The organism is Mycobacterium sp. IDR2000157661 (assembly GCF_022317005.1).
GTDB lineage: Bacteria > Actinomycetota > Actinomycetes > Mycobacteriales > Mycobacteriaceae > Mycobacterium.
Genome location: NZ_CP081006.1, coordinates 3,307,255 through 3,331,548, shown reverse-complemented (window position 1 = coordinate 3,331,548; position 24,294 = coordinate 3,307,255). Strand labels below are relative to the sequence as shown.

Below are 24,294 nucleotides of genomic sequence, written 5' to 3'. Positions count from 1 at the left end.
GACGAAAGCCGCCTTCACTTATGCTCGAAATCATGGCTCCGCCGTGGAAGACGTTCCAACGCTTTCTCGACGTCACGGAGAACATCGTGTTCAACGAGGCACCGAAGTTCATCCGTCAGATCGGCCAGTCCGAGGCCGTGCAGCGCGGCATCCAGCAGGGCATCCGCATCGGGCTGGACGCGATCGCGGGCACCTCTGGCGAGGAGACCCCGGCGATCACCGTGGGCAGGCCGGTCAGCCGCAACTTCGTTCCCACCGCGTACCGGGCCCGCAAGCTGGTGTACGCGCCGGACCTCGACGGCCGCGCCGATCCCGGCGAGATCGTCTGGACCTGGGTGGTCTACGAGGACGACCCGACCAGGGGCAAGGACCGCCCGGTGCTCGTCGTCGGCCGCGACCGCTCCACGCTGCTCGGCCTCATGCTGTCCAGCCGGGATCATCACCGCGACGACCCGAACTGGGTCGCCATCGGCAGCGGCACCTGGGACTTCGAGAGCCGCCAGAGCTGGGTGCGTCTCGACCGGGTGCTCGACGTTCCCGAGGAGGGCATCCGCCGCGAGGGCGCGATCCTCCAACGCGAGAAGTTCGAACAGGTCGCGATGCGGCTGCGGGCCGAATACTCCTGGAGCTGACCCGCGGCTAACCCCCGACTAGGGCCCACACCAGCCCGGCGCCCACCCCCAGCACCAGGCTCAGACCCGCGGCGGCGACGGCGATGGCGGCCGACCACCGTCCGGCGGCGAACGCGGCACGACGATCGTGGTCCGCCCGCTGATAGCACGGGATGATCCAGCGCAGGTAGTAGAAGAGGCTGATCAGGGTGTTGACGAAGACGATGACCGCCAGCCACGCCGCACCGCCGTCCCAGGCGGCGCCCGCGGTCGTCAGCTTCCCGACGAAGACGGCGGTCGGTGGCGTGCCCAGCAGTCCGAGCAGCGCCACGACGAGCGCGCCGGCCAGCCACGGCCGCGCATAGGCCAGCCCCCGATAGGAACCGATGTCGCGCAGCTGGGGCAGCGACGTGGAAACCGCGAACGCGGCGACGTTCGTGACGGTGTAGGCGATCAGATAGAACAGCAGCGCCGGGACGGCGAGGTCGCTGCGGTTCAGCACGGCGATCGGCACCAGCAGATATCCGACCTGGCTGACCGTCGACCAGCCCAGCAGCCGCCGCGGATCGCTCTGCCAGTAGGCCGCGAGGTTGCCCAGGGTCATGCTCGCGACGGCCAGCACCGCGATCAGCAACGGCCAGGCGATGGTGGCGGGCAGCAACTCGGCCAGCCGGTACAGCGCGATCAGCGCACCCAGTTTCGGCACGGTGGTCACGAACGTCGCCACGGCGCCCGACGCGCCCTGAGCCGCATCGGGAACCCAGAAATGCGCAGGCACACCGCCGGCCTTGAACATCAGCCCGCCGAGGAGGCCGAGGAGGCCGACGGCGACGGCCCCGGCCGGCGCCGGCGCCAGCTCGCCGGCCAGCGTCGCATACCAGGTGCTGCCCGTGAGGCCGTAGAGGACGGTGACGCCCGACAGCAGAAGGATGCCGAACAACGCCCCGAGCAGGTAAGTCTTCATCGCGGCCTCGGCCCCCTCGGCCGTGCGGGCCAGGCCGATGAGCGCATAGAGCGGGATGCTGGCCAGCAGATACCCGGTGACGAGCACGATCAGGTCGGCGGCGCCTGCGAGCACCAGCACGCCCGTGGTCGCGAACAGCAGCAGTGCGTAGATCTCGCTTTCCCGTGCTGCACCGGCTAATTCGTCACCGGCCACGGCCAGCACCGCCAACAGGCCGACGGCGGCGGCGATGCGCGCCACCGCGGTCGCGGTGTCCACCGCGAAGGTGCCGTCGAACGCCTCGGCGTCGGGTCCGGCGAGCTGGATCGCCGCGACGACGGCGCTGCCGCACAGTGCCGCGGCGGCCACCACACGGCCCCACCACTGGCGGCTGCGCGGTAGGAACGACCCGCCGATCAGTACCGTCAGGCCCGCACCGAACACCAGCATCTCCGGCAGCATCAGTGACAGGTTCATCCCGCTGTGGTGGTCCACGGCCTACCTCCCGACGAGGCCGATCAGCACCGCTGCGGCCGGCTCGACCGTGTCGAGCAGCACGCGGGGAAACAGGCCGATCACCACGGATACGGCCAGAAGCATTGCCGCCGGCCACATCTCGGCTCCGCGAAGGTCGACGAACCCGTCGGAGCGCAGGCGGGTCTGACCCGTGAAGATGTGCTGGAAGGCGCGCAGGAACAGCGCCGCGGTGATGACGATGCCCGGCAGCGCGACCGCGGTCACCGGCGCGGCGGCAATGCTGCCGGTGAAGATCTGGAACTCGGCGATGAACCCTGAGAACCCCGGCAGCCCGAGTGAGGCGAATGCGCCGACGGCGAACAGAGCGGCGAGTTTCGGTGCCGGCCCGGCCAATCCGCCGTACTCCTTGATGGCGTAGCTGCCCGTGCGCGCGTGGAACACACCGGCGAGAAGAAACAGCGCGCCGGTTATCAGGCCGTGGCTGACCATCTGGGTGACCGCCCCGCTGACAGCCACTTCGCGGGCCTGTTCGGTGTCCGTGGCGACGAGGCCGGCGGTGCCGACCGCCAACACGATGTAGCCCATGTGGTTGACCGACGTGTAGGCGATCATCCGCTTGAGATCGTCCTGGGCCAGCGCGACGAGGGCTCCGTAGAGCACCGACACCACCCCGACGGCGATGATCATCCACGCCCAGTCCCGCCAGGCCTCGGGCAGCATCGGCATCGCGATCCGTACGAAGCCGTACGTGCCCATCTTCAGCAGCACCCCGGCGAGGACCGCCGAACCGATCGCAGGCGCGTCGGTGTGCGCGGGCGGCAACCAGGTGTGGAACGGGAAAGTCGGGGTCTTCACCGCCAGCCCCACGACGATCGCCGCCAGCACCAGTCCGCCGGCGAGCGGCCGGCCGGCCAGCGGCGTCGTCGCCGCCAGTTCGACCATGTCGAAGGTGTGCGGTTCGGCGCCGATGTAGAGGCCGATGAAGCCGACCAGCAACGCCAGCGACCCCAGGAACGTGTAGATGAAGAACTTGAGCGCGGAGCGGCCGCGGTCGCCGTGACCCCACCCGGCGATGACGAAGTACATCGCCACGATGGACAGGTCGAAGAACAGGAAGAACAGGATGAGGTCCGCCGAGACGAACAGGCCGAGGCTCACCGTCTGCAGGAACAGGAACAGGGCAGCCTGCGTCCGCGGCCGGTCCGTATCGCGCAGGCTGTAGACGGCGCACGCGAGGAAGACGACCGCGGTCATCGCGACCAGTGGCAGCGACAACCCGTCGACGCCGACGTGATAGCTGCTGTTGACGCCGGGAATCCAGGCCACCTGCTCCTCGAATGCCAGCGCGTAGGGTCCCGGCGAGTCGTACTGCGACCACAGCACCGCGACCAGCACCACCTCCGCGGCGGTGACGGCCACCCACAGGCGACCGGCGAGCGCGTCGGACAGGGCGGGCACTGCGAGCATGACCACGGCGGCGGCCAACGGCAGGAACACGACGATGCTGAGCATGGTCACCTCACGGCAATCAGGAGCAGGACGGCAAGGACGATGACGGCGAAGGCGCCCATGTAGTACTGGTGCAGCAGACCGGTCTGTGGCTTTCTTGCCGTTTCCCCCAGCCGCCGCGTCAGGGCGCCGACCGCCTGCACCACCCGGTCGACGCCACGGATGTCGATGCGCTCGGCAGCGGCGGCGGCCGACATGGTCCCGGCGGCGGCGCCGTGCACGGCCCGGTCGAGGGCGCGGTCGTCGAATCGGGCGAAGGCGCGCGACACCGACAGGGTTCGGGATGCGAGGGCGGATACCGACCGGTCCAGGATCCGGTCGTCGAACCGGGCGAGCCGGCGCGCAAGCAGCATCGTGGGCGCGACTACCGAGGCGTGGGCGGCCCCTTCCAAGCCGACCCAGGACGCCAGCCAGCGCGGCTCGGGCACGCCCCAGCGCAACACCGCGAGAACGACCACGGCGGCGAGCACGGCCGAGATGGTCAGCTCCAGAACCGTGGCGTGCGCGGTGGAGCCGCGATCCAGGGCCCGGCTGAGTTGCGGACCGATCGGCGGCAGCGCGAGCACGCCGCCCAGGGCCGCGCCGGCAGCCAGCACGACGAGCGGCAGCCGCTCGAACATGCTCAGGGATGCGCGGTTCTGCTCGCCGGCCTGCGGCGGCCGCCGCCAGATGACCAGCAGGACCTTGCCCGCGTAGGCGGCCGACAGTGCCGCCGCAACCAGACCGGCGACGTACAGGCCCAGCGAGTGCTCCTTCGCCGCGGCCAGGACCTGGTCCTTCGTCGCCCACAGCGACAACGGCGCCACCCCCGCCAGCGCGAGAGCCGACAGGCCCGCCGTGACACCGATGACGGGCCAGCGCCGCGCGATCCCGCGCAGCTCCGTGAGGCGCTTGCTGCCCACCAGCGCCAGCCAGGCGCCCGCAGCCAGGAACAGACCGGCCTTCGTGAAGGCGTGCGCAACCAACTGGGCGGTGCCTGCACCCACCGCGGCCAGGCCGGCAGCCATCACCACGAAACCCAGCTGGGCGGCGGTCGACGCCGCGAGCAGCTGCTTCAGGTCGGCCTGGGCGACCGCGACCGCCCCCAGCACCACGGCGGTCGCCACCCCCAGCCACGCCGCGGCCGTGGCGGCCCATCCCGATGCGGCCAGCAGCGGGCTCATGCGCAACAGCAGGTAGGCGCCCATCGCCACCATCGCCGCCGAGTGCAGCAGTGCGCTCACCGGGCTCGGTCCTTCCATCGCGCGCGAGAGCCAGAAGGAGAACGGCAGCTGCGCCGCCTTACCGAGCGCGGCGACCAGCACGCCGGCGGCGATGACGTGTCGCCAGCCGTTCGTGGCGCCGGCCAGGTCGGCCAGAACGAGCCCCGCACCGCCGGCCAGCGCGGCCCCGGCGGCGAGATAGAGACCGAGGTCGGCCGCGCGGGTGGTGAGAAACGCTGTCAGACCCGCCGACACCCGGTAACTCTGCTGCCATCGGTAGCCGATCAGGGCGTAGGAGGCGGCTCCCATCACCTCCCACGCCAACAGCAGCGCGGGCAGGGTGGCCGCGGTGGCGGTCAGCATCACCGCGGCGGCGAACACCAGCATGAGGCCGTGGAACCGACCGCCCCCCACGGCGCCGTCGCCCACGGCGAACACCAGCACCAGCACGGTGATGGCGGCGACGGCCGGCACCACCGTCGCCGTCAACGCATCGACGCCCAACGTGAGGTCCGTCCCGGCCATGAACGGCACGCTGACGGTGGGCCTGCGCACGGCCACCACCGCGGACAGCGCCGCCACCACCGCCGATGTCGCTACGGACACCACCGAGGCCAGGCGGTCGGCGCCTGGGCGCCGAAGGTGGTTGAGCAGCAACGCGACTCCGGCGACGGCCGGTATGCCGACCAGACCCCACAGCGACCACTGCGCCAACGACGTGTTCACCCGATCACCCGGCCAGGTCGGTCGCCATGTCGGTCATGTCGGCCTGCCGGTCGCGATGCAGCAGCGTGGCCACCGCGAAGCCCATCGCCATCTCCACCGTCATCGCGGCGATGATCACCATCAGCAGCACCTGGCCCGTCGGGGCGGGTGCGAGGAACCACCAGAAGCCCGCGGCGGCGAGGATGACGGCGTTGATCATCAGTTCCAGACCCATCATCACCATGACCACGACCTGTTGGGACAGGGCCCCGTAGAGGCCGACGCTGAACAGCGCGGCCGCCACCAGCAGCACCGTCTGCAGGGTCATCGCCCGACCCCTCCCGGTTGCGGATCGCTTGCGGGGCGGCGCCGCAGGTCGTCGCCGAACCGGTCGTAACGGGTGCGGTGGGCGGCCAGCACCACCCCACCCACGATCGTCGCGACCATGACCGGGCTGATCACCACCATCGCGAGCATGTTGGGGCCCATCAGCGCATCACCGAGTGCGGCGGTGACGTCGACCGGCGGCGATCCACGCCGTTGCGGCCAATCCACCAGCAGGATGCCGGCGGCGAGCAACAGGAACGTCGCGATCGACAGGGCCAGCGACATGCGCCGAGAGTGCACCATGCTCATGGGCATCAGCGCCGGGTTCATGCCCATGAACATGACCATGTAGACGGCCATCACGGCCATCTCCATGACCATCATCAAGATGACGATGACGCCCACGTAGTTCTGCTGGAGCAGCAGCACCGCGACGCCCACGGCGATGAACGAGGTCGCGAGCGCGTATGTCGCACGAGCCATCGAGTCGACGACGAACACGGCGCCCCCGGCCATGACGGCCACCACGGCGGCGACCCAGAAAACGATGTCCGCGACCATTGTTCGTTACCTCCAAACCGCGACGATCGCCACTATCAGGTCCTGCACCAGCACGGCCGGCAGCAGCAACAGCCAACCGACCTCCATGAACTTGTCCGGCCGCAACAGGGGCCGCCGCAGCCACACCAGAATCGTCAGCAGCACAACTGTTTTCACGATCACCCACAGCCAGCCCGGCAGTATCGGACCGGCGCCGCCGCCGAGGAACAGCGGTACCGCGAACGCCGACCCGGCCGCCAGGAGCGCGTACCGCCCGGCCAGCACCAGGAGACGGTCGACGCCGGAGAGCTCGGCAGCGGCCCCGCCGGCGATGTCGGCCCCGAACGCCGCCGACATCGGACCCCATACCGAGAAGCCCAGCACACCAATGCAATAGACGACGAAGGCCACCGGCATCCAGACCACGTACCACAGTCCTTGCTGAGCATCGGCCACCGTGCCGACCCGCAGGCTTTCGGCCGCGATGGCGGGTGCGACCAGGGCGAACATCAACGGCAACTCGTATCCGAGCGCCTGTGCCAGGAACCGGTATCCGCCGATCAGCGAGTGGGCGGAGTTCGGGCCCCATCCCGCGAGCCAAACGAGGGCCCAGACGACGACATCCATCGCGTTGAACCAGACGACCCCCACGTCGAGGTCGAACAGCGTCCACCTTCCCAACGGCACCACGGTCACCATCAACAGTGCTGCCGCGATCAGTCCGCCACCGCCGATCCGCCACAACAGCCGGTCCGCCGCGACGGTGACCCGCCGCCGCTGCCGAAGTAACCGCGCGGACTCCGACAGCGGTGTGCGGACGCGCACGGCGACGCCGTCATCGCGCGCGGTGAGGACGCCGTCGAGCACGGCCGCGTAGTAGGCGAGCCCGAGAACCAAGGCCGCCGCGGCCAGCGCCCAGATGCCGGACACGGTGGTGAGCGTCGACGGCGTCATGCGACATCGGCCTCGACGTGAAGGAACGTGTCGATTCCCAGGCCGGCGACGGCCAGTCGCGCCGCGGCGATGTCGAGCCCGCCGATCAGCTGGGGCAACACGTCGAGGGCGACTGGCAGACCGATTCGGAAGGGGTTGGGCTGCAACGGGTCTGACATCAACTCCCTCGCGGCGTCCAGCCTTGCCAGCAGCCGCCGGTATGCATCACCTTCGAACGCTTCGGGAAGTCCCCGGCGGCCGAGCTCGTCGCCGGACAGCGAGCCGACCTCACGCAGCGACCACCGCAGCAGCGCCGACCGGCGCGCCCCGCGATGCAGTTGGGCCAGCAGCAGGCCGGCGTTCTCGTCGTCGCGTGCCAGCAGTAGGTCGCGGCAGCGACGCGCGAGCGCGGCGCCGCGGGCCCACCCCGCCAGGGCCAGGAGATCGCGCACATGGTCGCACTGCCGGGCCGCCTGCAGCGCGCCGCCCAGCGCGGTGGGCTCCGACGGGTCCGCCCCGTCCGCGGTCGCATCGACCAGAAATGCCCGGGCCTCGGTGATCACGTCGCCGTTGAGGTTGCACCCCACCACGAGTCCGGCCGGCCAGTACGGCAGCACCGGCCCCAGCCGCAGATGCAGTGTGTCCATTTCCAACAGATCGCGGTCCTCGCCGCCGTCAGCCAACGGAATGCCTTCCGGCGCCATGCCCATGTCGCCGTGATCCATGTCGCCGTGATCCATGTCGCCGTGATCCATGGCGATCTCGGGACGCCGAGGTCTGCTCCGTGCGTCGGCGCGCTGTCCACGCCCGTCGAGCAGTTCGGCGGCCGCGCGGTCCAGTTCGTCGTCGACCTGCGACGGGCCGGTGACATCGATGCGAACCCTGGGGCCGGGCAGCTGATCCCAGAGGCGGTCGATGACACCGGACAACTCCGGGCCCGGTACCCCGCACACGGCCAGGACGTCGGCGTCGGCGGCCGACAGCGCCTCCCGCCATCCGCGGCCGAGCATCCCGCCGTGAAGTGCGCACCGCGTGATCCAGTGGCCGGGCACCTCCACAACCAACACGTGTGTGCCGGCGACCCCGAGCCGGGCCAATGCCTGACCTATACCCAACGCAGGGCCCCCTCCCGCCACGCCCATGCCACGGCGACGAACAACGCGCCGAGGAAGACGAACATCTCGACGATCGCCTTGACGCCGCGCTCGGCGACTACGACGGCCCACGGGTACATGAACAGCATCTCGACGTCGAAGGCCAGGAACACCAGCGTCGCCGGATACCAGCGGACGTGGTAGCGCGACAACGCGTGCTCCTCGGGCTGCCACCCGGATTGGAACGGCAGTGACATCAGCGCATTCGGCGCGACCGCGGTCCACCGGTGAACCCCGTACAGGACCGCGGTGCCGACCACCGTCACCAGCAGCATCGACGCCACGCCGGTGTACATGGCTGCGCTCCTTCAACGTCGGTCTGGCGTGGCAATCCGTCGCACGGCCCGGGGCCCCTCGAAACGTTCCCCCGTCAAGCGCCGCTATACCGCCTCCCGCCGGGTTTTCTGATGATCGGCTCCTATGCCGTCGCGCCTAGCGCGGCTCCCGCCACATCGGCCACATGCTCGGGCCGCCGTCGGGCAGCTTGATCTCACCGGTGACCTCGAAGCCGAACCGCTGGTAGTACGGGATGTTGTCCGGGTTGCTGGATTCCAGGTAGGCGGGCGCGTATTCGGCGTCGCAGCGGTCCAGCCGCGAGCGCATCAGCGCCTGGCCGAAGCCGGTGCCACGCACGCTCGGATCGCTCCCGATCACCGCGAGGTACCAGTGCGGTTCCTCGGGATGACGCTCCTTCATCAGGTCGGACACCTGTTGACCCCGCTTCACCTTGGTGCCGAACGCCAGGATGAACTGCGGCATCATCAACGTCTCCTCGAGCCGGCTCTGCTTCCACCGCCCGGGCGGATCCCACAGTGCCGCGGCACCGATGCGCTCGCCACGGGCCACCTCGACGCCCTCGGTCCGCAGGAAGTGGTGGCGCGTCATCGCCGCGAACATCCGTTGCAGGCCGCGGCCGCGGGCGGAGTCGTCGGGCAGCATCCAGCTCATCACCGGGTCGCGATAGAAGGCGCGCGCCAGCACCTCCGACATCCGGCGCACATCGCGCCGCCCGGCCGGACCGACGTCGACGTCAGCCACGGGTGATGTAGGCCTGCAACTGCTCCTGCTGGGTTTCCAGCTCTTCCATCCGGGTCTTGACCACGTCACCGATGCTGACGATGCCGGCCAGCCTCCCGTTCTCCACCACCGGCACGTGCCGGACCCGATTCGTGGTCATCAGCGCGCTGAGACTGTCGACCGAATCGCCGGGCTCACACGTGGCCACCAGCGTGGTCATGATCTCCGACACCGGCCGGGTGAGGAGGTCGGCGCCCTGGCGGTGCAACGCGCGCACGACGTCGCGTTCGGAGACGATGCCGACCAGACCGTCCGGCGACACGACGACCATCGCACCGATGTTGTGCACCGTCAGCTCGGTGAGCAGTCCGGCGACCGAGGTTTCGGGGGTGATGGTCGCCACCGCCGCACCCTTCGCCCGCAACACGTCCGCGATCCGCATCTCCGCCTCCGCTCGTGATGTCCGTCGTCTCAGGCTAGAACCGCGGCCTGCCCCGTGACAGCACTTTGGCCGGGTCACCTGCGACAGATCCCTCGACCGCTGTTCGACGTCACCGGCCCTCGGCCGCGACCGTAATGGGCGTGGGCGCCAATCGTGAGTGCCATCACCGGTTTTCGGTGCGATGGCGACTCAGTCCGGCGAACCGGACGGATTCGGTCGCCGCGAATATCGCCCACCGGGCCCGCTCGGCGGGTATACCTGGGGGCCATGATCGAGGTCACCCTTCTTGGCACCGGAAGCCCCGTTCCCGACGCGCGTCGCGCCGGCCCGTCGACGCTGGTCCGCGCCGGTGGACAGACGTTCCTCATCGACTGCGGACGCGGGGTTCAGCAGCGCATGACCGCCGCGGGCGTGCAGGCCAACGCCCTGACGGCGCTGCTGTTGACGCACCTGCACAGCGACCACATCGCCGAACTGGGCGACCTGCTCATCACCCGGTGGATCACCACGTTCACCCCGGACCCGGCGCCGCTGCCGATCATCGGTCCGCCGGGAACCGCCGAGGTGGTCGACGCCACGCTCAAGGCGTTCGGCCACGACATCGGCTACCGCATCGCCCATCATGACGACATCACCGCCCCGCCTGCTGTGCAGGTCGAGGAGGTCACCGAGGGCGTCGTGTGGGGCAGCGACGGCGTGTCGATCAGGGTGGCGCCCACCGACCACCGGCCCGTCGCACCGACGATCGGCTTCCGGATCGAACACGCAGGCGCATCGGTGGTGCTGGCCGGGGACACGGTGCCGTGCGAGACCCTTGACGAACTGGCCGCAGGCGCAGGAGCGCTGGTGCACACGGTGATCCGCAAGGATCTCGTCGAGTTGCTCCCGCAACAGCGCATCCGGGACATCTGCGACTACCATTCGTCGGTCGAGCAGGCCGCTGCCACTGCGGCGCGGGCCGGTGTCGGCATCCTGATCCTGACGCACTACGTGCCCGCGATCGCGCCCGGGCAGGAAGACGATTGGCGCGCTTTGGCGGCCAAGCACTTCGACCGGCAGATCGAGCTCGGCGACGACCTGCACCGCGTCGAGGTGCATCCCGGCGTGGGCGCCAAGCCTGCCGGGTAGCCGCGCCAGAAACCTACGCCAGGCGGGTGATTTCGACGACGACGTCCAGGTCGGTCGAGCCCTCACCCGAGTAGATGCCCTTGAGTGGGCTGACGTCGGAGTAGTCTCGGCCCACGCCGACGCTGACGTACTGCTCGTTGATGGCGACGCCATTGGTCGGGTCGTAATTCCACCAGCCGCCCGTCCAGGCCTGAACCCAGGCGTGGCTCTGGCCGTCGATCGTCTGGCCGACGACGGCCTCGCGATTGGGATGCAGGTATCCCGACACATAGCGTGCCGGAATACCCATGGCGCGCAGCAGGATCAGGCTCAGGTGGGCGAAGTCCTGGCACACGCCCTTGCCTTCCCGCAGCGCGTCGAGGCCCGACGAATGCACCCCCGTGGTGCCGGCGACGTACCGCAGTTCGCTGTGCACCCATTGGGCGGCGGCGGTGACGGCCGCATGGGGCGCGTGGTCTTTCATGATGCGCTGGCCCACCCGCCGGATGCGCTTGCTGTCGGGGGTGTAGTGCGTCGGTGAGAGCACCTCGTCGAAGCGGTCGACGACCGCCGCGGATCGCATGTGCTCCCAGGTGAGCTCCTCGTCGGGCGGCTGGCCCGCTTCGGTCTCGACCACCGACGACGACGTCACCTCCAGTTCGGTGTGCGGTGCGTGCAGGTCGAAGGCCGTCACCGCGGTGCCCCAGTAGTCGACGTAGCGGTACGACCGCGTCGCGGGAACGGTCTCCACCCGGTTGAGGATGACGTTCTGCCGCGAGTCGGACCGTGGCGTGAGCCGGGCCTCGTTGAACGACGCGGTCACCGGCGACTTGTACGCATACCCCGTCGAGTGCACCACCCGCAGCCGCCACATCAGTGGTCACTCTCCACGCAAGCGCTCATCGGTCAGATCTCGCCTTCCTCGATCACCAGCGACCCGTTGTGCCCGGCGTCGTGCCAGGCCACCCACGGGGCGGAGTGGAAGTACTGCACCGCCAACGCCTCGCCGACGTCGTGGCAGGTCTTCTGCAGTCCGGCCAACCGCTGTTCGAGCGACTCCAGCAGCACACCCGGCCGCAGGAACTCCAACTCGCTGCGGGCCCGGCCGAGCAGCCGCTGCGCCTCGGCGGTGGCGCCGAGCCGGCTGGGCGGGCGGTTGAGCAGCTCGTCGAGGCTGTGTTCGGCCAACCGCAGCGAGTAGAAGATCGAGCGCGGGAACAGCCGGTCCAGCAGCATGAACTCGACGACCCGGCCGGCGTCGAGCACGCCGCGGTACGTGCGCAGGTAGGTGTCGTGGGCACCCGCCGATCGCAGCAACGTCACCCAGGCGGGCGACGACGCGCTGTCACCGACGCGCGACAGCAGCAGCCGCACCGTCATGTCCACCCGCTCGATCGCGCGACCGAGCACCATGAACCGGTAGCCGTCGTCGCGCGACAGCGTCGAGTCGGCCAGGCCGGCGAACATTGCAGCGCGGCCCTCGACGAACGACAGGAACTCGTGTGGGCCAAGGCGTTTAGCGGCCCGCTCGCGCTCGGACAGTGCGTTGTAGGTGGTGTTGAGGCATTCCCAGATCTCGGTCGACGTGACTTCCCGTGCACCTCTGGCGTTTTCGCGCGCCGCCGAGATCGCGTCCACGATGGAGCCCTCCGTGCCCCGGCTGAACGCGACGATGTCGGTCAGCGACCACACGTCCAGAGGCTTGTCGGGCGGGTCCATGCCCAGCACCCGCAGCAGCGTGCGCGACGCCTGGTCCGGGTCGACGCTGGAGTCCTCGAGCAGCTGATGCACCGTGACGTCGAGAATGCGCGCGGTGTCGTCGGCGCGTTCGACGTAGCGGCCGATCCAGTACAGCGACTCGGCGTTGCGGGCCAACACTCAAATCACCGCCCTACTGCTGCTGCTGTTGCTGGTCTTGCGACTGACCGTCGATGTGGTCCGGTTTGGCTCCCAGCGACGATCTCGGCAGCGAGCGAACGACTTCGGCGGCGCCCAGTTCGCGGTCGGCGGCCGACGTGCGAGACGCCAGCACCCAGGTGTCCTTGGACCCGCCGCCCTGGCTGGAGTTGACCACCAGCGACCCCTCCGGCAGCGCGACGCGCGTGAGCCCGCCCGGCAGCACCCATACGTCGTCGCCGTCGTTGACCGCGAACGGCCGCAGGTCGACATGGCGCGGCACCAACTGGTCGTCGATCTGGGTAGGCACCGTCGACAGCTGCACGACCGGCTGGGCGACCCAGCCGCGCGGGTCGTTGCGGATCTTCTTGCCGATCGCAGCGCGTTCTTTCTCCGACGCGTCGGGGCCGAACACGATGCCGTAGCCGCCGGAGCCTTCCACCGGTTTGATGACGAGCTCGTCGATGCGGTCGAGCACCTCCTCGCGTTCGTCGTCGAGCCAGCAGCGCAGGGTGTCGACGTTGGCCAGCAGCGGCTTCTCGCCGAGGTAGTACTCGATGATCGTCGGAACGTACGTGTAGACCAACTTGTCGTCACCGACGCCGTTGCCGACCGCGCTGGAGATGACGACGTTGCCCGCGCGGGCCGCGTTGAGCAGACCGGCGACGCCCAGCACCGAGTCGGGCCGGAACTGCATCGGGTCCAGGAACGCGTCGTCGATACGGCGGTAGATGACGTCGACCTGCCGTTCGCCCTCGGTGGTGCGCATGTAGACAGCGTTGTCGCGGCAGAACAGGTCCCGGCCCTCGACCAGTTCCACGCCCATCTGGCGGGCCAACAGCGAATGCTCGAAGTACGCCGAGTTGTAGACGCCCGGGGTGAGGACGACGACGGTCGGGTCGGCGACGTTGTTGGCCGCGGCGTTGCGCAGGGCGCGCAGCAGATGCGACGCGTAGTCCCCGACGGCACGCACCCGGTGGGTTGCGAACAGGTTGGGCACCACGCGGGCCATGGTGCGGCGGTTCTCCATCACGTAGGACACCCCCGACGGCGACCGCAGATTGTCCTCGAGCACCCGGAAGTCGCCCTTGGCGTCGCGAACGAGGTCGATGCCGGCGACGTGGATGCGCACGCCGTTGGGCGGGACGATGCCAAACGCCTCGCGGTGGAAATGCTCACAGGAGGTGACGAGCCGACGCGGGATCACCCCGTCCCGCAGGATCTCCTGTTCGCCGTAGATGTCGTCGAGGTAGAGCTCGAGCGCCTTGACCCGCTGGATGATGCCCCGTTCGAGGCGGCTCCAATCCGCCGCGGAGATCACCCGCGGTACCAGGTCGAGCGGAAACGGCCGCTCCTGCCCGGACAGCGAGAACGTGATGCCCTGGTCGACGAAGGCGCGACCCAGCGCCTCGGCGCGGGCCTCCAGCTCGGAGGCGTCCGAAGGGGCCAGTTCGCTGTAGATGCCCTTGTAGGGCGCCCGCACGTTGCCCTGCGCATCGAACATCTCGTCGAAGGCCCGTGCGTAGCCGCCGAGATCGCCGTAACCGGCGAAGACGCCGTCGTGCCGGTTGGCCGACCTGGCGGATCGGGCCGGCTGCGTTCCTCGGGCACGGGGCGTTCGCAGGGTCACCTCTGACATGCTGCATCACATCCCGCGTTTCGGCAGGCCAGCAGCCCTCACTTTGGGGGAATGCCGGTCCCGCTGGTACCCTGAACAGTCGCTGCCCGCCAGCCGGGCCATAAGACACTTACCCAAATCCGGACGAGATTTACGAAGGAACACACGCGTGGCCAACATCAAGTCGCAGGAAAAGCGCATCAAGACCAACGAGCGCCGCAGACTGCGCAACAAGTCGGTGAAGTCCTCGCTTCACACGGCGGTCCGCGGATTCCGGCAGGCGGTCGAGGCCGGCGACAAGGACAAGGCCGCCGAATTGCTGGCGTCGACCAGCCGCAAGCTCGACAAGGCGGCCAGCAAGGGCGTAATCCATAAGAACCAGGCCGCCAACCGCAAGTCGGCGCTCGCGCAGGCGCTCAACAAGCTCTGACCGCACTTCGCTTCAGTTCGTTCAGTCCGCTCAATCCTTCGCGAGCTCGGCAACCCGCCTGACCGTCGCCTCCAGCGCATAGTCCGCGTCGGCGGCGGCGCCCTTCACATCGGCGTTCAACGCAGCCACCAGGCGCAGCGCCTCGGCGACCGAGGTGCGTGACCACCGCCGCGCCTGCTTCTGCGCCTTCTGCACCCGCCACGGCGGCATGCCGAGTTCGGACGCCAACCGGTACGGATCGCCCGACAGCGGGGCCACCCTGGCGATGGTGTGGACCGCTTCGGCCAGCGCATCGGCCAGTACGACGTGCGGTTCGCCGCGCAGCATCGCCCAGCGCAGCGCTTCGGCGGCGCCCGCGACGTCGCCGACGACCGCCTTGTCCGCGATGTCGAACCCCTTCACCTCGGCCTTACCGAAGTGATAGCGGCGCACCGAGGCGGCGTCGACCCCACCGGCGGTGTCGGCGACCAATTGCGAACACGCCGCCGCCAGCTCGCGGATGTCCGATCCGACCGCATCCAGAACGGCGGTGACCGTGTCGTCGCCGACCTTGATCTTCAGCGCACGAAACTCGCGGCGGACGAAATCCGCTCGCTCCGCGGCCTTGGTGATGCGGGCGCAAGGATGCACCTGAGCGCCAAGCTTTTTGAGCTGCTCGGCCAGCGCTTTGGCCCGGCCGCCGCCGGAGTGCACCACCACCAGCATCGTGCCGGGCGGCAGGTCGGCCGCCGCTTCGGCGATCAGGGCGACGGCGTCCTTGCCTGCTTCGGCGGCCGACTCGAGCACCACCACGCGTTCGTCGGAGAACAGGGACGGGCTGAGCAGTTCGGCCAACTCGCTGGTGCTGACCTCGCCGGCGCGCAGGCGGTCGACCGGCACGTCGGCGGTACCGGCCCGCTTGCGCGCATCCCGCAGTACCGCCGCGACGGCGCGTTCGACCAGCAACTCCTCGTCCCCGAGCACCAGGTGCAGGCGCGACTCTCGGCTCACCCCACGATCGTGTCACGACCGCCCGACAGGCCCGACACCGTCCACGCCAGCAGGCACAGCACGCCGGCGCCCACCGCGATCCGCGCCCACCGCCACCGCCATGCCAGCACGGCCGTCGTACCCGCTGCGCCCACGATGACCGCGCCCCACGGACCCGACGGCACCGGCAACAGGGCGCCGGGCACACCGGCGCCCCACCGGGCCACCGTCAGCAGCCACCAAAGTTCTGGCCCGGTGAAGCGGATGAGCAGATCCGCGCCGGCCGGCCACACCGGGCATAGCGCGGCAGCGGCGGTTCCGATCACCGCGATCGGCGGAACAACCACTGCCGCAGCGATATTCGCGATCACGGAAACGACACTCAAGGTGCCCGACATGCCGGCGATCAACGGCGCGGTGACCAGTTGGGCGGCGACCGCGATGCTCAGCGCGTCGGCGAGCGGTTTGGGCCATCCCCGTCCGACGAGTCGCCGAGACCACACGGGGGCGATGACGATCAGTGCAGCGGTCGCCGACACCGACAGGGCGAACCCGAGGTCGACCGCCAGCTCCGGGGACGCGACGAGCAACACCAACACGCTGGTCGACAACGCCGGGATCGCTTGACGGCGGCGGTGCGACAACACCGCCAACAACGTCACCGCACCCATCACAGCGGCCCGCAGCACGCTGGCGGTGGGCTGCACCACGACGACGAACGCCGCCAGGGCAACCGCGGCGAGCGCGACAGCCACCCGCGGCCCCACCAGGCCCGCGGTCAGCAGCACCGCGCCGCACACGATCGTGACGTTGGCGCCCGAAACCGCGGTGAGGTGTGTCAGGCCCGACGCCCGGAAGTCCCTGGTCGTCTGTCCGGATACCGCCGACGTGTCACCGAGGACGAGCGCGGGCAGCATCGCCGCCTGGTCGGCGGGCAGCGCACGTCGCGCCGCGTCGGCGAACCCCGCGCGGACCCCATGCGCGCCGCGGTACACGGGCGCCGCCGCACCGAACGTCGGGCGCCCGACCGGCGACAGCACCGCCACGGTGAGGTCGCGGCGGGTGGGTCTGCCGATCCGGGCCCGAAAGCCCACCGGCGTGCGCGCGCTCAAGCCGGCCATGTCCGCGGCGGAGGCGAACACCACCACCCGGCCGGACGTCGGATGCCCGTCTGCTTGCAGCAGTGATCCGCGGAACATCGTGCGGCTGCCTCCGAGGGCGCGCGGGCTCTCGGCCGGCGAGACGACGACGGTGGCGACCGCGCCGTAGCGCATGACGAACGGATGGTGCCGCAACTCGTCGACCCGCAGCCCCACCGCCACCCCGAACGCCGTGGCGACCACGCCGACCGCAACAACGCCTGCGCCCACGGCCCGCTTGTCGACGTCCGCCCGTCGGCCACTACCCCACCACCCCGCCGCGGCGGTCACCGCGACCGCGACGACGCCCGCCAGCACGGATCCGGTTGCCGGCCAGACTATCCCAGAAGCTGTCACCGCCCATGCGGTCGAGGCGGCGGGCACCAGACGCAGATCGAGCCGCGGCACGCCGTGAGCAGGCACCGACGTCACACATGGACCAGGTTGCGCAACTTCTCCAGCCGCGCGGGTCCGATGCCGTCGACATCGGCGAGTTGCTCGACGCTGGCGAACTTTCCGTTGGCGTCGCGCCACGCGACGATTGCGGCGGCGGTCACTGGGCCGATGCCGGGCAGGGTGTCGAGTTCCTCGGCGGTGGCCGTGTTGAGGTCGATCGAGCCGGTCGGCCCCGCATCGGCCCGGTGAGCGCCACCACCGCTCGCGGGCGCGGCGGACGGTGCGGCCGCCGCGGCGCCCCCGCTGATCGAGCTGCCCATCGTGACCGGCTCACCCGGCGGGGCAGCGATCCCCACGACGATCTGCTCACCGTCGGCGACCCGTCGCGCCATGTTGAGGCCCACTACATCCGCTCCGTCCAGTGGCCCACCGGCGGCCTGCAGCGCATCGGCGATCCGTGCACCGGCGTCGAGCGTGACCAGGCCCGGCTTGTGCACCAGGCCGACGACGCTGACCACGACGGGCCCGGCGGCGGGTGGCGTCGGACTGGGCGTGGAAACCGCTTGTACCGGCGGCAGTTTGGCCGACGCCACCGCGGGGGTGTTGTCCCGCACCAGCGCGAACACCGTCACCAGCACCGCCACGACACCCACCACGGCCAGCGCCGCGACTCCGGCGCGCCCGGGGTCGGCCCGCACCGCCGAGAGCCAACCCGGGGCGCCGCCCGGTTCGGGTTCGGGCAGCCAGCGGGTCAAGGCGGTGTCGGCAGGACGGTCCTCGTCGTCACCGGTACCTGCTTCGGCTTCGGGTTCGGCCCCCAACCGGTGGTGCAGGCGCTGGGCCGCGAGTTCGGTTCGCATGTCAGGAAACGTAGGTCGGGGCACCGACTCCCGGCCCCCGCGAGCGTCCCGCGCGACGCGCCCTGTGGAGCAAATCAGCGTTGGGGATAACGCGGGTGTCTACGATCCTTGCTGTGGATCGTCGAGTGCCGATGGTCGCCGCCATCGCATTCGCGGTGCTCTACACCGCCGCGCTGACCACGGTCCCGACCCTGCCCGGCATCGACAGGGCCGGCTACGACATCGTCACCCATGTCAACGAGCATTCCGGCGGAATGCGTACGCAAGCGTTGCTGGCGACGTTCGGGGCACTCGCGTTGGTGGTGGTGCTCAGCCATGCCCGGCACCGGCTGACCGGGCCGTACGCGCACATGTTCACCATCGGCGCCGCCCTCGTGCTGGCCGAAATCAGTATCGTCACGTGGTTCACCGCAGGGATCGCCCTGCATCCGAATGAACTCGGCTCGGCGACCGCACGCACCATCGCCGACGTGTTGGCGATGTGGGGGCCGGTGCTCACCGCGGCCAACATCTTGGTGGCGGCGCCGATTCTCATGGCGGCCAACGAGGGGCGCCTGCCGCGGTGGCTCGGCATCGTGGCCGCCGTCTTCGCCGTCGAGCAGCTGATCGAGACCATCACGATCATCGGCCCGCCCGGCAGCTTCATCTCACCCGGGGGGCCCATGAACTTCTATCTGGGCGGGCCGCTGTTCATCGCCTTCTTCCTGGCCCTCGGCGTCGCGCTGTCCCTCGACACGGTGACCGCGGATCGGCCGGGCGCGGACGAGGCCCCCGACACCGGCGACACCGCCGCGGCCGACGAATCCGCTGACTGAATACCGGTCGTCGACCCCACGAGAGCTACTGTCGTGGACAACCCGGACGCCGAGGAGAGGCCGAACCATGTCGACACCGACCGCCGACAAGCCGATTCGTGTCATCCAATGGACCACCGGCAACATCGGCCGCCGGTCGCTGCACGCCATCATCGGCCGAGGCGACATGGAACTGGTAGGCGTCTATGCCCATGGCGCGGACAAGGTCGGCGTCGACGCGGCCGAGCTCGCCGGATGGCCCGAACCGACCGGCGTGACAGCGACCAACGACATCGATGCGCTGCTTGCGCAACGGCCCGACGCGTGTTGTTACAACCCGCTGTGGCCCAACGTCGACGAGTTGTGCAGGCTGCTCGAAGCGGGCGTCAACGTCTGCTCCAGTGCGGCGTGGATCACCGGCGGCAAGCAGACTCCCGAGGATCTCGGGCGCATCCGAAAGGCCTGCGAGAAGGGCGGTTCGACGATCTTCGGCAGCGGAGCACATCCCGGTATGACCAATATGGTCGGCATGGTGCTCAGCGGGGCTTGTGAGCGGGTCGACGAAATCCGCATCACCGAGTCCGTCGACTGCTCGACCTACGAGTCGGCCGGCACGCAGACCGCGATGGGGTTCTCTCAGGACCCGGACACGCCGGGTCTGGCGGAGAGCGTGCGGCGCGAGAGTGAGGTGTTCGCCGAATCGGCGGCGATGATGGCCGACGCCATCGGCGCCCACCTGGACCGCATGACCTTCGACGTGACCTTCACAACTTCCACCGGCGATTCCGATCTCGGATTCATGCGTATCCCGGCGGGCACCGTCGCCGGGGTCCACGGCTACCACCGCGGCTGGGTCGGCGAGAAGAACGTCGTCAGTGTGGGTTTCAACTGGATCATGGGCGAGCATGTCACTCCGCCGAACCCGCTCGAGCACGGACACGTCATCCAGGTCTTCGGGCTGCCGAACATGCGCACCGTGCTGCACTGCCTGCCGCCCGAGGACTGGACCGAGCCGGGCTTCATGGGACTCGGCATGATCTACACCGCGCTGCCGGTCACCAACGCGGTGCCTGCGGTGGTCGCCGCACCGCCCGGCATCGTGACGCTGAAGGACCTGCCGCCGGTGACCGGCCGGGTTGCGGTGTAGACGCGTCGTTTTCAAAGACGTTGAGCCAGCGTCGTTCTGCCGGGACCATCCAGGTCGGACAACGCGTCGCGTCGACCCGTCATCGCCATCATCAGCGCCTCACCCGGACCGCTCACCTCCGGACCGCGACCGCGCGCCCAGTCGATGTCGGTGGCCCGCAACCGCAGCCCACGGATCCGCCGTCCGGCCCCGAGCCGCGGATTGCCGGGGATCAGCGGCAGCACCTTTGCGAGGCGCGCGACGGGAACATCCCTGGGCCGCTGCAGGGCTCGGCGGATGTCCTGGTGGTGGATCGTGCCGTCGACAAGCGCGATCATGCCGCCGAAGCCGGCGGTCAGTCCGGACGGGTACAGATGCCGGTTCAGCTGATCGAGCAACTGATCCGGTGACAACGGGGACAGTTCATCGACCCCGACCTGATTGGCCCGCACCACCCATCCCTTGGCGAATCGTCGCACCAGGCCGCCGAAGCCCAGTTCTTCGTAGCTGATCACATGCGCCACAACATCTTTGACGGTCCAGCCGGTACACAGGCTCGGGGTGTCCCAGTCCGGAGGGGCCAGCCCGGCGAGGAACTGCGCGAGCTCGGCCCGCTCGGCGCGCGCCATGTCCATCATGTCGGTGGTCATCGTCACGCGGCGCCGCGCTGGAGGTCGTCGAAGCGGCGCAGATACAGCGGCCAGCCGCCGTCGCCGTCGACGCCCGCGGCGACCGACTCCCAGCCGTCGCCGTGCCGGTCGATGTGGCGGTGCTCGAGGCGGACACGCGTGCGGTGGCCGGCCTCAGCGGAGAACACGACCTCGACCTCGCTGGTCCGCGTGAGGTCAGCCACCACCTGCCACGTAGGCCCGATGTCCCAGGTGAAAACCACCCGGTTCGGCGGCTCGTAGGCGAGGATGCGCGCCCACTTGCACAGGCTGCCGTCCACGCCGCGGTCGTAGATGTGGCCGCCGACGTGGGCCTCGAAGACCGTTTCGGCGATCGGCACGCTCAACAGGTTGTGCTCGCGCGGCTTGAAGTCGCCGAACCGCTCGGTGAACACCCGAAACGCTCGTTCGACGGGTGCGTCGACCATGATCTCGTGGCGCACGGTGGCGGATTGAGCAGGCATCATGTCGTGTCTCCTTCTGCTTCGACGATCTCCTTGAAGCCCGAAAGCGCCTGGGACCAGAACCGGTCGAGTTCGGCGCGCATCGCTTCGAGCCCGGACGGGTCGAGTTGGTAGACCCGGCGGGTGCCGTCGGCGCGGTCACACACCAGTCCGGCGCGCTTGAGCACCTTGAGGTGTTGGGACACCGCCGGCCTGCTGACCGGGAGGTCGCGGGCCAGTTCGCCCACCGCCGACGGGCCGTGCGCCAGTCGTTCGACGATCGAACGCCGCGTCCGGTCGGCCATCGCGACCCAGGCGTCGGCGTCTTGGTAAGTCACCACGAACCGTAAGTTAGCACTTACCGAGTTGCCGGGCAAGGCACCCCCGGATCCGCCCGCGTGCGCTCAGTCAGAGATGTGGACGACGACGCCGATCGCGCCGCCGCCGAGGTGCACAGACAGCACGGGGCCCATGTCGGTCACGGTGAGGGACTCGATCTGCGGCAGCCGGTCGGTCAGGGCGGCACCCACCTCGTCGGCGCCGTCGTGGTTGTCGACGTGGTGCACCGCAATCGCCGCCCGCCGCTCACCGACGGTCTCGGCGACCCGATCGACCATCGTGGCGTGGGCCTTGCTGACGGTCCGGATGCGCTGGTCGAGCACCAGCCGTCCGTCGACGTCGAGGCACAACAGCGGCTTGACCGACAGGGCGGTGCCCAGCCACGAGGCGGCGGTGCCGATTCGACCGCTGCGGCGCAGGTTGTCCAGCCGGTGCACCACGATGAACGCGCTCGTGCGCTCGATCGCCGAGCGCGCCGCCGTCTCGACGGCGTCCAGCTCTGCTCCGGTCGCGGCACACCTTGCTGCGGCCAACGCCGTGAACCCCACGCCCATCGCGGCCGACCGCGAGTTGACCACCCGCACCGCCGATCCGAATTCGCGGGCAGCCTGCACCGCCGAGCTGTAGGAGCTCGACAACGCGGCCGAGATGTGTACCGCGACCACGCCGTCACCGCCGCTGTCGTGCAGGGCCTGCCGGTATGCCTCGGTCAGGTCGGCCGGCGTGGCGCCTGCGGTGCTGGCACGGACGACATCGTGCACGTCGTAGGGCACCTCGTCGACGCCGTCGCGCAGGTCGACCATGTCCACGAGGATGTGCAACGGCACCTGGCGGATGTCCCACTGCTTGCACTCGTCGGCAGGCAACCGCGCCGACGAGTCGGTGACCACGATCACCGGCACGGCACACCGGCCTCCGCGAGCGCCTTGACCATCAGGTCCGCCACCTCCTGATGCGCCTGGAAGTTCCAGTGGATCCCGTCGGGATTGCCCTGCCCGCTCATGACGTACTCCCCGACGGCGGCCTTGAGGTCGACCAGCGGAACGTTGTGTCGTCCGGCCCATTCGGTGATGGCGGCCACGGTCCCCTCACGACCGTGATGCGCCCTGCCGTACGTGTCGGCGATGTGCACCGACGGCAGGCAGGCGACGACCGGAATGCCGGGCCGGTTGAAATCGATTGCAGCCCTCGTCATCTCGAGGTACTCGGCGGTCAGATGCGGTGGCAGCGCCGCGCGCGAGACCGGTGACAGCCGCGGTTGCACCCAGCAGTAGCCGTCGCGCACCCAGCGCCGCAACAGCGGTGGCCGCACGTAGCGGATCAGCTCGCGCATCGCGGTGGGCAGCGGCGAGGGCAGCGAGTCCATCCCGCCCGTGGCGAACACGACCGCGCCCGCACGCGGCAGCGCCGCCCACGCCCGGGGATCCTGGGTGGCCGCCCACCACACATCGCGGCATGTCCAGCCGATCCGACCGATCACTTCGACGTCCCAGTCGAGTTGCGCCGCAACGATGTTGGGCCAGATGCGAGGATCGTCGGCGGGCAACCCGCCCTCGGGTCCGTAGTAGGACAACGAGTCACAGAAGACGAGCAGGGTCGGCCGACCGGCCGGATCAGAGGACATCGGTGGCCACCTGTGCCGAGGCGTTCCACACGTCGAGGCGCCAGCGGATCTGCTCGGCCGAGGCGTCCGGCGCGCTGTGTCCGGACAGCTGCACCCAGCTGGCATTTCCCATGCCGCCGAGGATCGGCCAGTTGTCGACCGGCAGGCCCAGCAACGCCGCCGTCAGCGCAGCGATCAGCCCGCCGTGGGCCACCAGTACCACCGGTCGGTCCGACTGGTCGTATCCCCACTCGTGTTGGCCGGCAATCAGTTCGGTGACCAGCGGCATGCTGCGCTCCGCGACGTCGACGCGGCTCTCGCCGCCGGGGGGCGCCCAGCGCGAGTCGTTGCGCCACGCCAGCCGGGCGCCGGGCGCGACGGCGTCCACCTCGAGGTGGGTCAAGCCCTGCCACTCGCCGAGGTGCGTCTCGCGCAGCCGGGGGTCGACCAGCACCGGCATCCCGGCGTGTTCGCCGAGCGACACCGCGGTGTCGAGCGCCCTGCGCAGATCCGACGACATGATCACCAGCGGTTGGCGTTTGGCCAGCACTTCGGCGGCCGCGACGGCCTGCTCACGACCGAGATCGGACAGGTCGGTGTCGAGCTGGCCCTGCATGCGGCTGCCCGCGTTGTACTCGGTCTGCCCGTGCCGCAGCATGACCAGGCGGCGGATCCTCACGAGTGTCCGTCCAGATCGATGGGCAGCGTCGGGCAGTCGCGCCAGAGCCGGTCCAGCGCATAGAAGTTGCGCTCGTCCTGATGCTGGATGTGCACCACGATGTCGACGTAGTCCAGCAGCGTCCAGCGGCCTTCCCGGGCGCCCTCCCGCCGGGCGGGCTTGTGGCCGGCCTGGCGCATCTTCTCCTCGACCTCGTCGACGATCGCGTTGACCTGGCGCTCATTGGACGCCGAGGCGATCACGAAGCAGTCGGTGATCACGAGTTGTCCGGACACGTCGATGACGACCACGTCGTCGGCGAGTTTGGACGCGGCAGCCTGCGCGGCCACCGTGGCCATGCTGACGGCTTCGTCTGAGGCACTCATTG

Annotated in this window: 28 protein-coding genes; 5 read left to right on the top strand and 23 right to left on the bottom strand. The window is 69.7% G+C overall.

Features of this window, described 5'->3' with window-relative positions:
• The first annotated feature begins 20 nt into the window (after positions 1-20).
• A complete protein-coding gene (locus K3G64_RS17430; protein WP_238886081.1) occupies positions 21-632 on the top strand; it encodes a type II toxin-antitoxin system PemK/MazF family toxin in 612 nt (203 codons plus the stop codon).
• Between the two features lie 7 nt (positions 633-639).
• On the opposite strand, the gene K3G64_RS17425 is transcribed toward K3G64_RS17430, so the two are convergent.
• The 10 genes from K3G64_RS17425 to K3G64_RS17380 form a co-directional block, all read right to left on the bottom strand.
• On the bottom strand, positions 640-2,031 hold the full coding sequence (locus K3G64_RS17425) for an NADH-quinone oxidoreductase subunit N (RefSeq protein ID WP_238950768.1): 1,392 nt from the start codon (positions 2,029-2,031) through the stop codon (positions 640-642).
• 21 nt (positions 2,032-2,052) lie between these two features.
• Positions 2,053-3,543 (bottom strand): complex I subunit 4 family protein, encoded by a 1,491-nt coding sequence (locus K3G64_RS17420; protein ID WP_238886079.1) that lies wholly within the window; start codon positions 3,541-3,543, stop codon positions 2,053-2,055.
• Between the two features lie 2 nt (positions 3,544-3,545).
• Positions 3,546-5,468: a proton-conducting transporter transmembrane domain-containing protein gene (locus tag K3G64_RS17415; protein WP_238886078.1), complete on the bottom strand. Its 1,923-nt coding sequence runs from the start codon at positions 5,466-5,468 to the stop codon at positions 3,546-3,548.
• A gap of 4 nt (positions 5,469-5,472) precedes the next feature.
• Positions 5,473-5,775 carry an NADH-quinone oxidoreductase subunit NuoK gene (locus tag K3G64_RS17410; RefSeq protein WP_238886076.1) on the bottom strand — a complete coding sequence of 101 codons (303 nt, stop codon included), beginning with the start codon at positions 5,773-5,775 and terminating at the stop codon, positions 5,473-5,475.
• Complete coding sequence (locus K3G64_RS17405; protein WP_238886075.1) at positions 5,772-6,335, bottom strand: NADH-quinone oxidoreductase subunit J; 564 nt, start codon at positions 6,333-6,335, stop codon at positions 5,772-5,774. The genes K3G64_RS17410 and K3G64_RS17405 overlap by 4 nt, the downstream gene beginning before the upstream one ends.
• 6 nt (positions 6,336-6,341) lie before the next feature.
• On the bottom strand, positions 6,342-7,268 hold the full coding sequence (locus K3G64_RS17400; protein WP_238886074.1) for a complex I subunit 1 family protein: 927 nt from the start codon (positions 7,266-7,268) through the stop codon (positions 6,342-6,344).
• A complete protein-coding gene (locus K3G64_RS17395; RefSeq protein ID WP_238886073.1) occupies positions 7,265-8,344 on the bottom strand; it encodes a hypothetical protein in 1,080 nt (359 codons plus the stop codon). Before K3G64_RS17395 ends, K3G64_RS17400 begins: the two co-directional genes overlap by 4 nt.
• 8 nt (positions 8,345-8,352) lie before the next feature.
• Complete coding sequence (locus K3G64_RS17390; RefSeq protein ID WP_238886072.1) at positions 8,353-8,697, bottom strand: NADH-quinone oxidoreductase subunit A; 345 nt, start codon at positions 8,695-8,697, stop codon at positions 8,353-8,355.
• A 136-nt stretch (positions 8,698-8,833) separates the two neighbouring features.
• Positions 8,834-9,439, bottom strand: coding sequence for a GNAT family N-acetyltransferase (locus K3G64_RS17385; RefSeq protein WP_238886071.1), 606 nt, complete (start codon positions 9,437-9,439; stop codon positions 8,834-8,836).
• A complete protein-coding gene (locus K3G64_RS17380) occupies positions 9,432-9,860 on the bottom strand; it encodes a CBS domain-containing protein (RefSeq protein ID WP_238886070.1) in 429 nt (142 codons plus the stop codon). The genes K3G64_RS17385 and K3G64_RS17380 overlap by 8 nt, the downstream gene beginning before the upstream one ends.
• Positions 9,861-10,127: 267 nt before the next feature.
• Here K3G64_RS17380 and K3G64_RS17375 point away from each other — a divergent pair, with 267 nt between their 5' ends.
• Positions 10,128-10,988, top strand: a complete 861-nt coding sequence (locus K3G64_RS17375) for a ribonuclease Z (RefSeq protein WP_238886069.1) — start codon at positions 10,128-10,130, stop codon at positions 10,986-10,988.
• A gap of 13 nt (positions 10,989-11,001) precedes the next feature.
• Here K3G64_RS17375 and K3G64_RS17370 read toward each other — a convergent pair whose 3' ends face one another.
• Genes K3G64_RS17370 through K3G64_RS17360 form a run of 3 tightly spaced genes read right to left on the bottom strand, consistent with a single transcriptional unit; the run spans position 11,002 to position 14,367 of the window.
• A complete protein-coding gene (locus K3G64_RS17370; RefSeq protein ID WP_238886067.1) occupies positions 11,002-11,841 on the bottom strand; it encodes a transglutaminase family protein in 840 nt (279 codons plus the stop codon).
• A 32-nt stretch (positions 11,842-11,873) separates the two neighbouring features.
• Positions 11,874-12,845 (bottom strand): alpha-E domain-containing protein, encoded by a 972-nt coding sequence (locus K3G64_RS17365; protein WP_238886065.1) that lies wholly within the window; start codon positions 12,843-12,845, stop codon positions 11,874-11,876.
• Positions 12,846-12,858: 13 nt separating this feature from the next.
• Positions 12,859-14,367 carry a circularly permuted type 2 ATP-grasp protein gene (locus K3G64_RS17360; protein WP_238950767.1) on the bottom strand — a complete coding sequence of 503 codons (1,509 nt, stop codon included), beginning with the start codon at positions 14,365-14,367 and terminating at the stop codon, positions 12,859-12,861.
• Positions 14,368-14,650: 283 nt separating this feature from the next.
• Here K3G64_RS17360 and rpsT point away from each other — a divergent pair, with 283 nt between their 5' ends.
• Positions 14,651-14,911: a 30S ribosomal protein S20 gene (gene rpsT / locus K3G64_RS17355; protein ID WP_238886063.1), complete on the top strand. Its 261-nt coding sequence runs from the start codon at positions 14,651-14,653 to the stop codon at positions 14,909-14,911.
• A 30-nt stretch (positions 14,912-14,941) separates the two neighbouring features.
• Here rpsT and holA read toward each other — a convergent pair whose 3' ends face one another.
• The 3 genes from holA to K3G64_RS17340 are packed head-to-tail and all read right to left on the bottom strand — an operon-like array spanning position 14,942 to position 18,275.
• The gene (holA, locus tag K3G64_RS17350; RefSeq protein ID WP_238950766.1) at positions 14,942-15,883 is read right to left on the bottom strand and encodes a DNA polymerase III subunit delta; all 942 of its coding nucleotides are present in this window, start codon (positions 15,881-15,883) and stop codon (positions 14,942-14,944) included.
• 14 nt (positions 15,884-15,897) lie between these two features.
• A complete protein-coding gene (locus K3G64_RS17345) occupies positions 15,898-17,451 on the bottom strand; it encodes a ComEC/Rec2 family competence protein (RefSeq protein WP_238886061.1) in 1,554 nt (517 codons plus the stop codon).
• Positions 17,448-18,275 carry a ComEA family DNA-binding protein gene (locus K3G64_RS17340; protein ID WP_238886060.1) on the bottom strand — a complete coding sequence of 276 codons (828 nt, stop codon included), beginning with the start codon at positions 18,273-18,275 and terminating at the stop codon, positions 17,448-17,450. The genes K3G64_RS17345 and K3G64_RS17340 overlap by 4 nt, the downstream gene beginning before the upstream one ends.
• A 113-nt stretch (positions 18,276-18,388) precedes the next feature.
• Between K3G64_RS17340 and K3G64_RS17335 the strand changes: the two genes are divergently transcribed.
• The gene (locus tag K3G64_RS17335; RefSeq protein WP_238886058.1) at positions 18,389-19,090 is read left to right on the top strand and encodes a hypothetical protein; all 702 of its coding nucleotides are present in this window, start codon (positions 18,389-18,391) and stop codon (positions 19,088-19,090) included.
• Positions 19,091-19,157: 67 nt separating this feature from the next.
• Positions 19,158-20,216 carry an NAD(P)H-dependent amine dehydrogenase family protein gene (locus K3G64_RS17330; protein WP_238886056.1) on the top strand — a complete coding sequence of 353 codons (1,059 nt, stop codon included), beginning with the start codon at positions 19,158-19,160 and terminating at the stop codon, positions 20,214-20,216.
• Between the two features lie 11 nt (positions 20,217-20,227).
• On the opposite strand, the gene K3G64_RS17325 is transcribed toward K3G64_RS17330, so the two are convergent.
• From K3G64_RS17325 to rsfS, 7 genes are all read right to left on the bottom strand, one after another.
• Positions 20,228-20,845: a maleylpyruvate isomerase family mycothiol-dependent enzyme gene (locus K3G64_RS17325; protein WP_238950765.1), complete on the bottom strand. Its 618-nt coding sequence runs from the start codon at positions 20,843-20,845 to the stop codon at positions 20,228-20,230.
• A 2-nt stretch (positions 20,846-20,847) separates the two neighbouring features.
• Complete coding sequence (locus K3G64_RS17320; protein WP_238886055.1) at positions 20,848-21,330, bottom strand: SRPBCC family protein; 483 nt, start codon at positions 21,328-21,330, stop codon at positions 20,848-20,850.
• The gene (locus tag K3G64_RS17315; RefSeq protein WP_238886053.1) at positions 21,327-21,647 is read right to left on the bottom strand and encodes an ArsR/SmtB family transcription factor; all 321 of its coding nucleotides are present in this window, start codon (positions 21,645-21,647) and stop codon (positions 21,327-21,329) included. Before K3G64_RS17315 ends, K3G64_RS17320 begins: the two co-directional genes overlap by 4 nt.
• Positions 21,648-21,710: 63 nt before the next feature.
• A complete protein-coding gene (locus tag K3G64_RS17310; RefSeq protein WP_238886051.1) occupies positions 21,711-22,547 on the bottom strand; it encodes a DegV family protein in 837 nt (278 codons plus the stop codon).
• Positions 22,538-23,269, bottom strand: coding sequence for a diglucosylglycerate octanoyltransferase (octT, locus tag K3G64_RS17305; RefSeq protein WP_238886049.1), 732 nt, complete (start codon positions 23,267-23,269; stop codon positions 22,538-22,540). The genes K3G64_RS17310 and octT overlap by 10 nt, the downstream gene beginning before the upstream one ends.
• Positions 23,259-23,927 carry a glucosyl-3-phosphoglycerate phosphatase gene (gpgP, locus tag K3G64_RS17300; RefSeq protein WP_238886048.1) on the bottom strand — a complete coding sequence of 223 codons (669 nt, stop codon included), beginning with the start codon at positions 23,925-23,927 and terminating at the stop codon, positions 23,259-23,261. The genes octT and gpgP overlap by 11 nt, the downstream gene beginning before the upstream one ends.
• Complete coding sequence (gene rsfS, locus K3G64_RS17295; RefSeq protein WP_238886047.1) at positions 23,924-24,292, bottom strand: ribosome silencing factor; 369 nt, start codon at positions 24,290-24,292, stop codon at positions 23,924-23,926. The genes gpgP and rsfS overlap by 4 nt, the downstream gene beginning before the upstream one ends.
• Between the last annotated feature and the right edge of the window lie 2 nt (positions 24,293-24,294).

What these genes read in the sequence shown, in the direction of transcription:
- K3G64_RS17425 (WP_238950768.1), bottom strand. Translation starts at nt 2,031, where the DNA reads ATGAACCTGTCACTGATGCTGCCGGAGATGCTGGTGTTCGGTGCGGGC.
- K3G64_RS17330 (WP_238886056.1), top strand. Translation starts at nt 19,158, where the DNA reads ATGTCGACACCGACCGCCGACAAGCCGATTCGTGTCATCCAATGGACC.
- K3G64_RS17405 (WP_238886075.1), bottom strand. Translation starts at nt 6,335, where the DNA reads ATGGTCGCGGACATCGTTTTCTGGGTCGCCGCCGTGGTGGCCGTCATG.
- octT (WP_238886049.1), bottom strand. Translation starts at nt 23,269, where the DNA reads ATGTCCTCTGATCCGGCCGGTCGGCCGACCCTGCTCGTCTTCTGTGAC.
- K3G64_RS17370 (WP_238886067.1), bottom strand. Translation starts at nt 11,841, where the DNA reads ATGTGGCGGCTGCGGGTGGTGCACTCGACGGGGTATGCGTACAAGTCG.
- K3G64_RS17340 (WP_238886060.1), bottom strand. Translation starts at nt 18,275, where the DNA reads ATGCGAACCGAACTCGCGGCCCAGCGCCTGCACCACCGGTTGGGGGCC.
- K3G64_RS17420 (WP_238886079.1), bottom strand. Translation starts at nt 3,543, where the DNA reads ATGCTCAGCATCGTCGTGTTCCTGCCGTTGGCCGCCGCCGTGGTCATG.
- K3G64_RS17360 (WP_238950767.1), bottom strand. Translation starts at nt 14,367, where the DNA reads ATGTTCGATGCGCAGGGCAACGTGCGGGCGCCCTACAAGGGCATCTAC.
- K3G64_RS17380 (WP_238886070.1), bottom strand. Translation starts at nt 9,860, where the DNA reads ATGCGGATCGCGGACGTGTTGCGGGCGAAGGGTGCGGCGGTGGCGACC.
- K3G64_RS17325 (WP_238950765.1), bottom strand. Translation starts at nt 20,845, where the DNA reads ATGACCACCGACATGATGGACATGGCGCGCGCCGAGCGGGCCGAGCTC.
- K3G64_RS17320 (WP_238886055.1), bottom strand. Translation starts at nt 21,330, where the DNA reads ATGATGCCTGCTCAATCCGCCACCGTGCGCCACGAGATCATGGTCGAC.
- K3G64_RS17430 (WP_238886081.1), top strand. Translation starts at nt 21, where the DNA reads ATGCTCGAAATCATGGCTCCGCCGTGGAAGACGTTCCAACGCTTTCTC.
- rsfS (WP_238886047.1), bottom strand. Translation starts at nt 24,292, where the DNA reads ATGAGTGCCTCAGACGAAGCCGTCAGCATGGCCACGGTGGCCGCGCAG.
- K3G64_RS17390 (WP_238886072.1), bottom strand. Translation starts at nt 8,697, where the DNA reads ATGTACACCGGCGTGGCGTCGATGCTGCTGGTGACGGTGGTCGGCACC.
- K3G64_RS17410 (WP_238886076.1), bottom strand. Translation starts at nt 5,775, where the DNA reads ATGACCCTGCAGACGGTGCTGCTGGTGGCGGCCGCGCTGTTCAGCGTC.
- K3G64_RS17375 (WP_238886069.1), top strand. Translation starts at nt 10,128, where the DNA reads ATGATCGAGGTCACCCTTCTTGGCACCGGAAGCCCCGTTCCCGACGCG.
- K3G64_RS17400 (WP_238886074.1), bottom strand. Translation starts at nt 7,268, where the DNA reads ATGACGCCGTCGACGCTCACCACCGTGTCCGGCATCTGGGCGCTGGCC.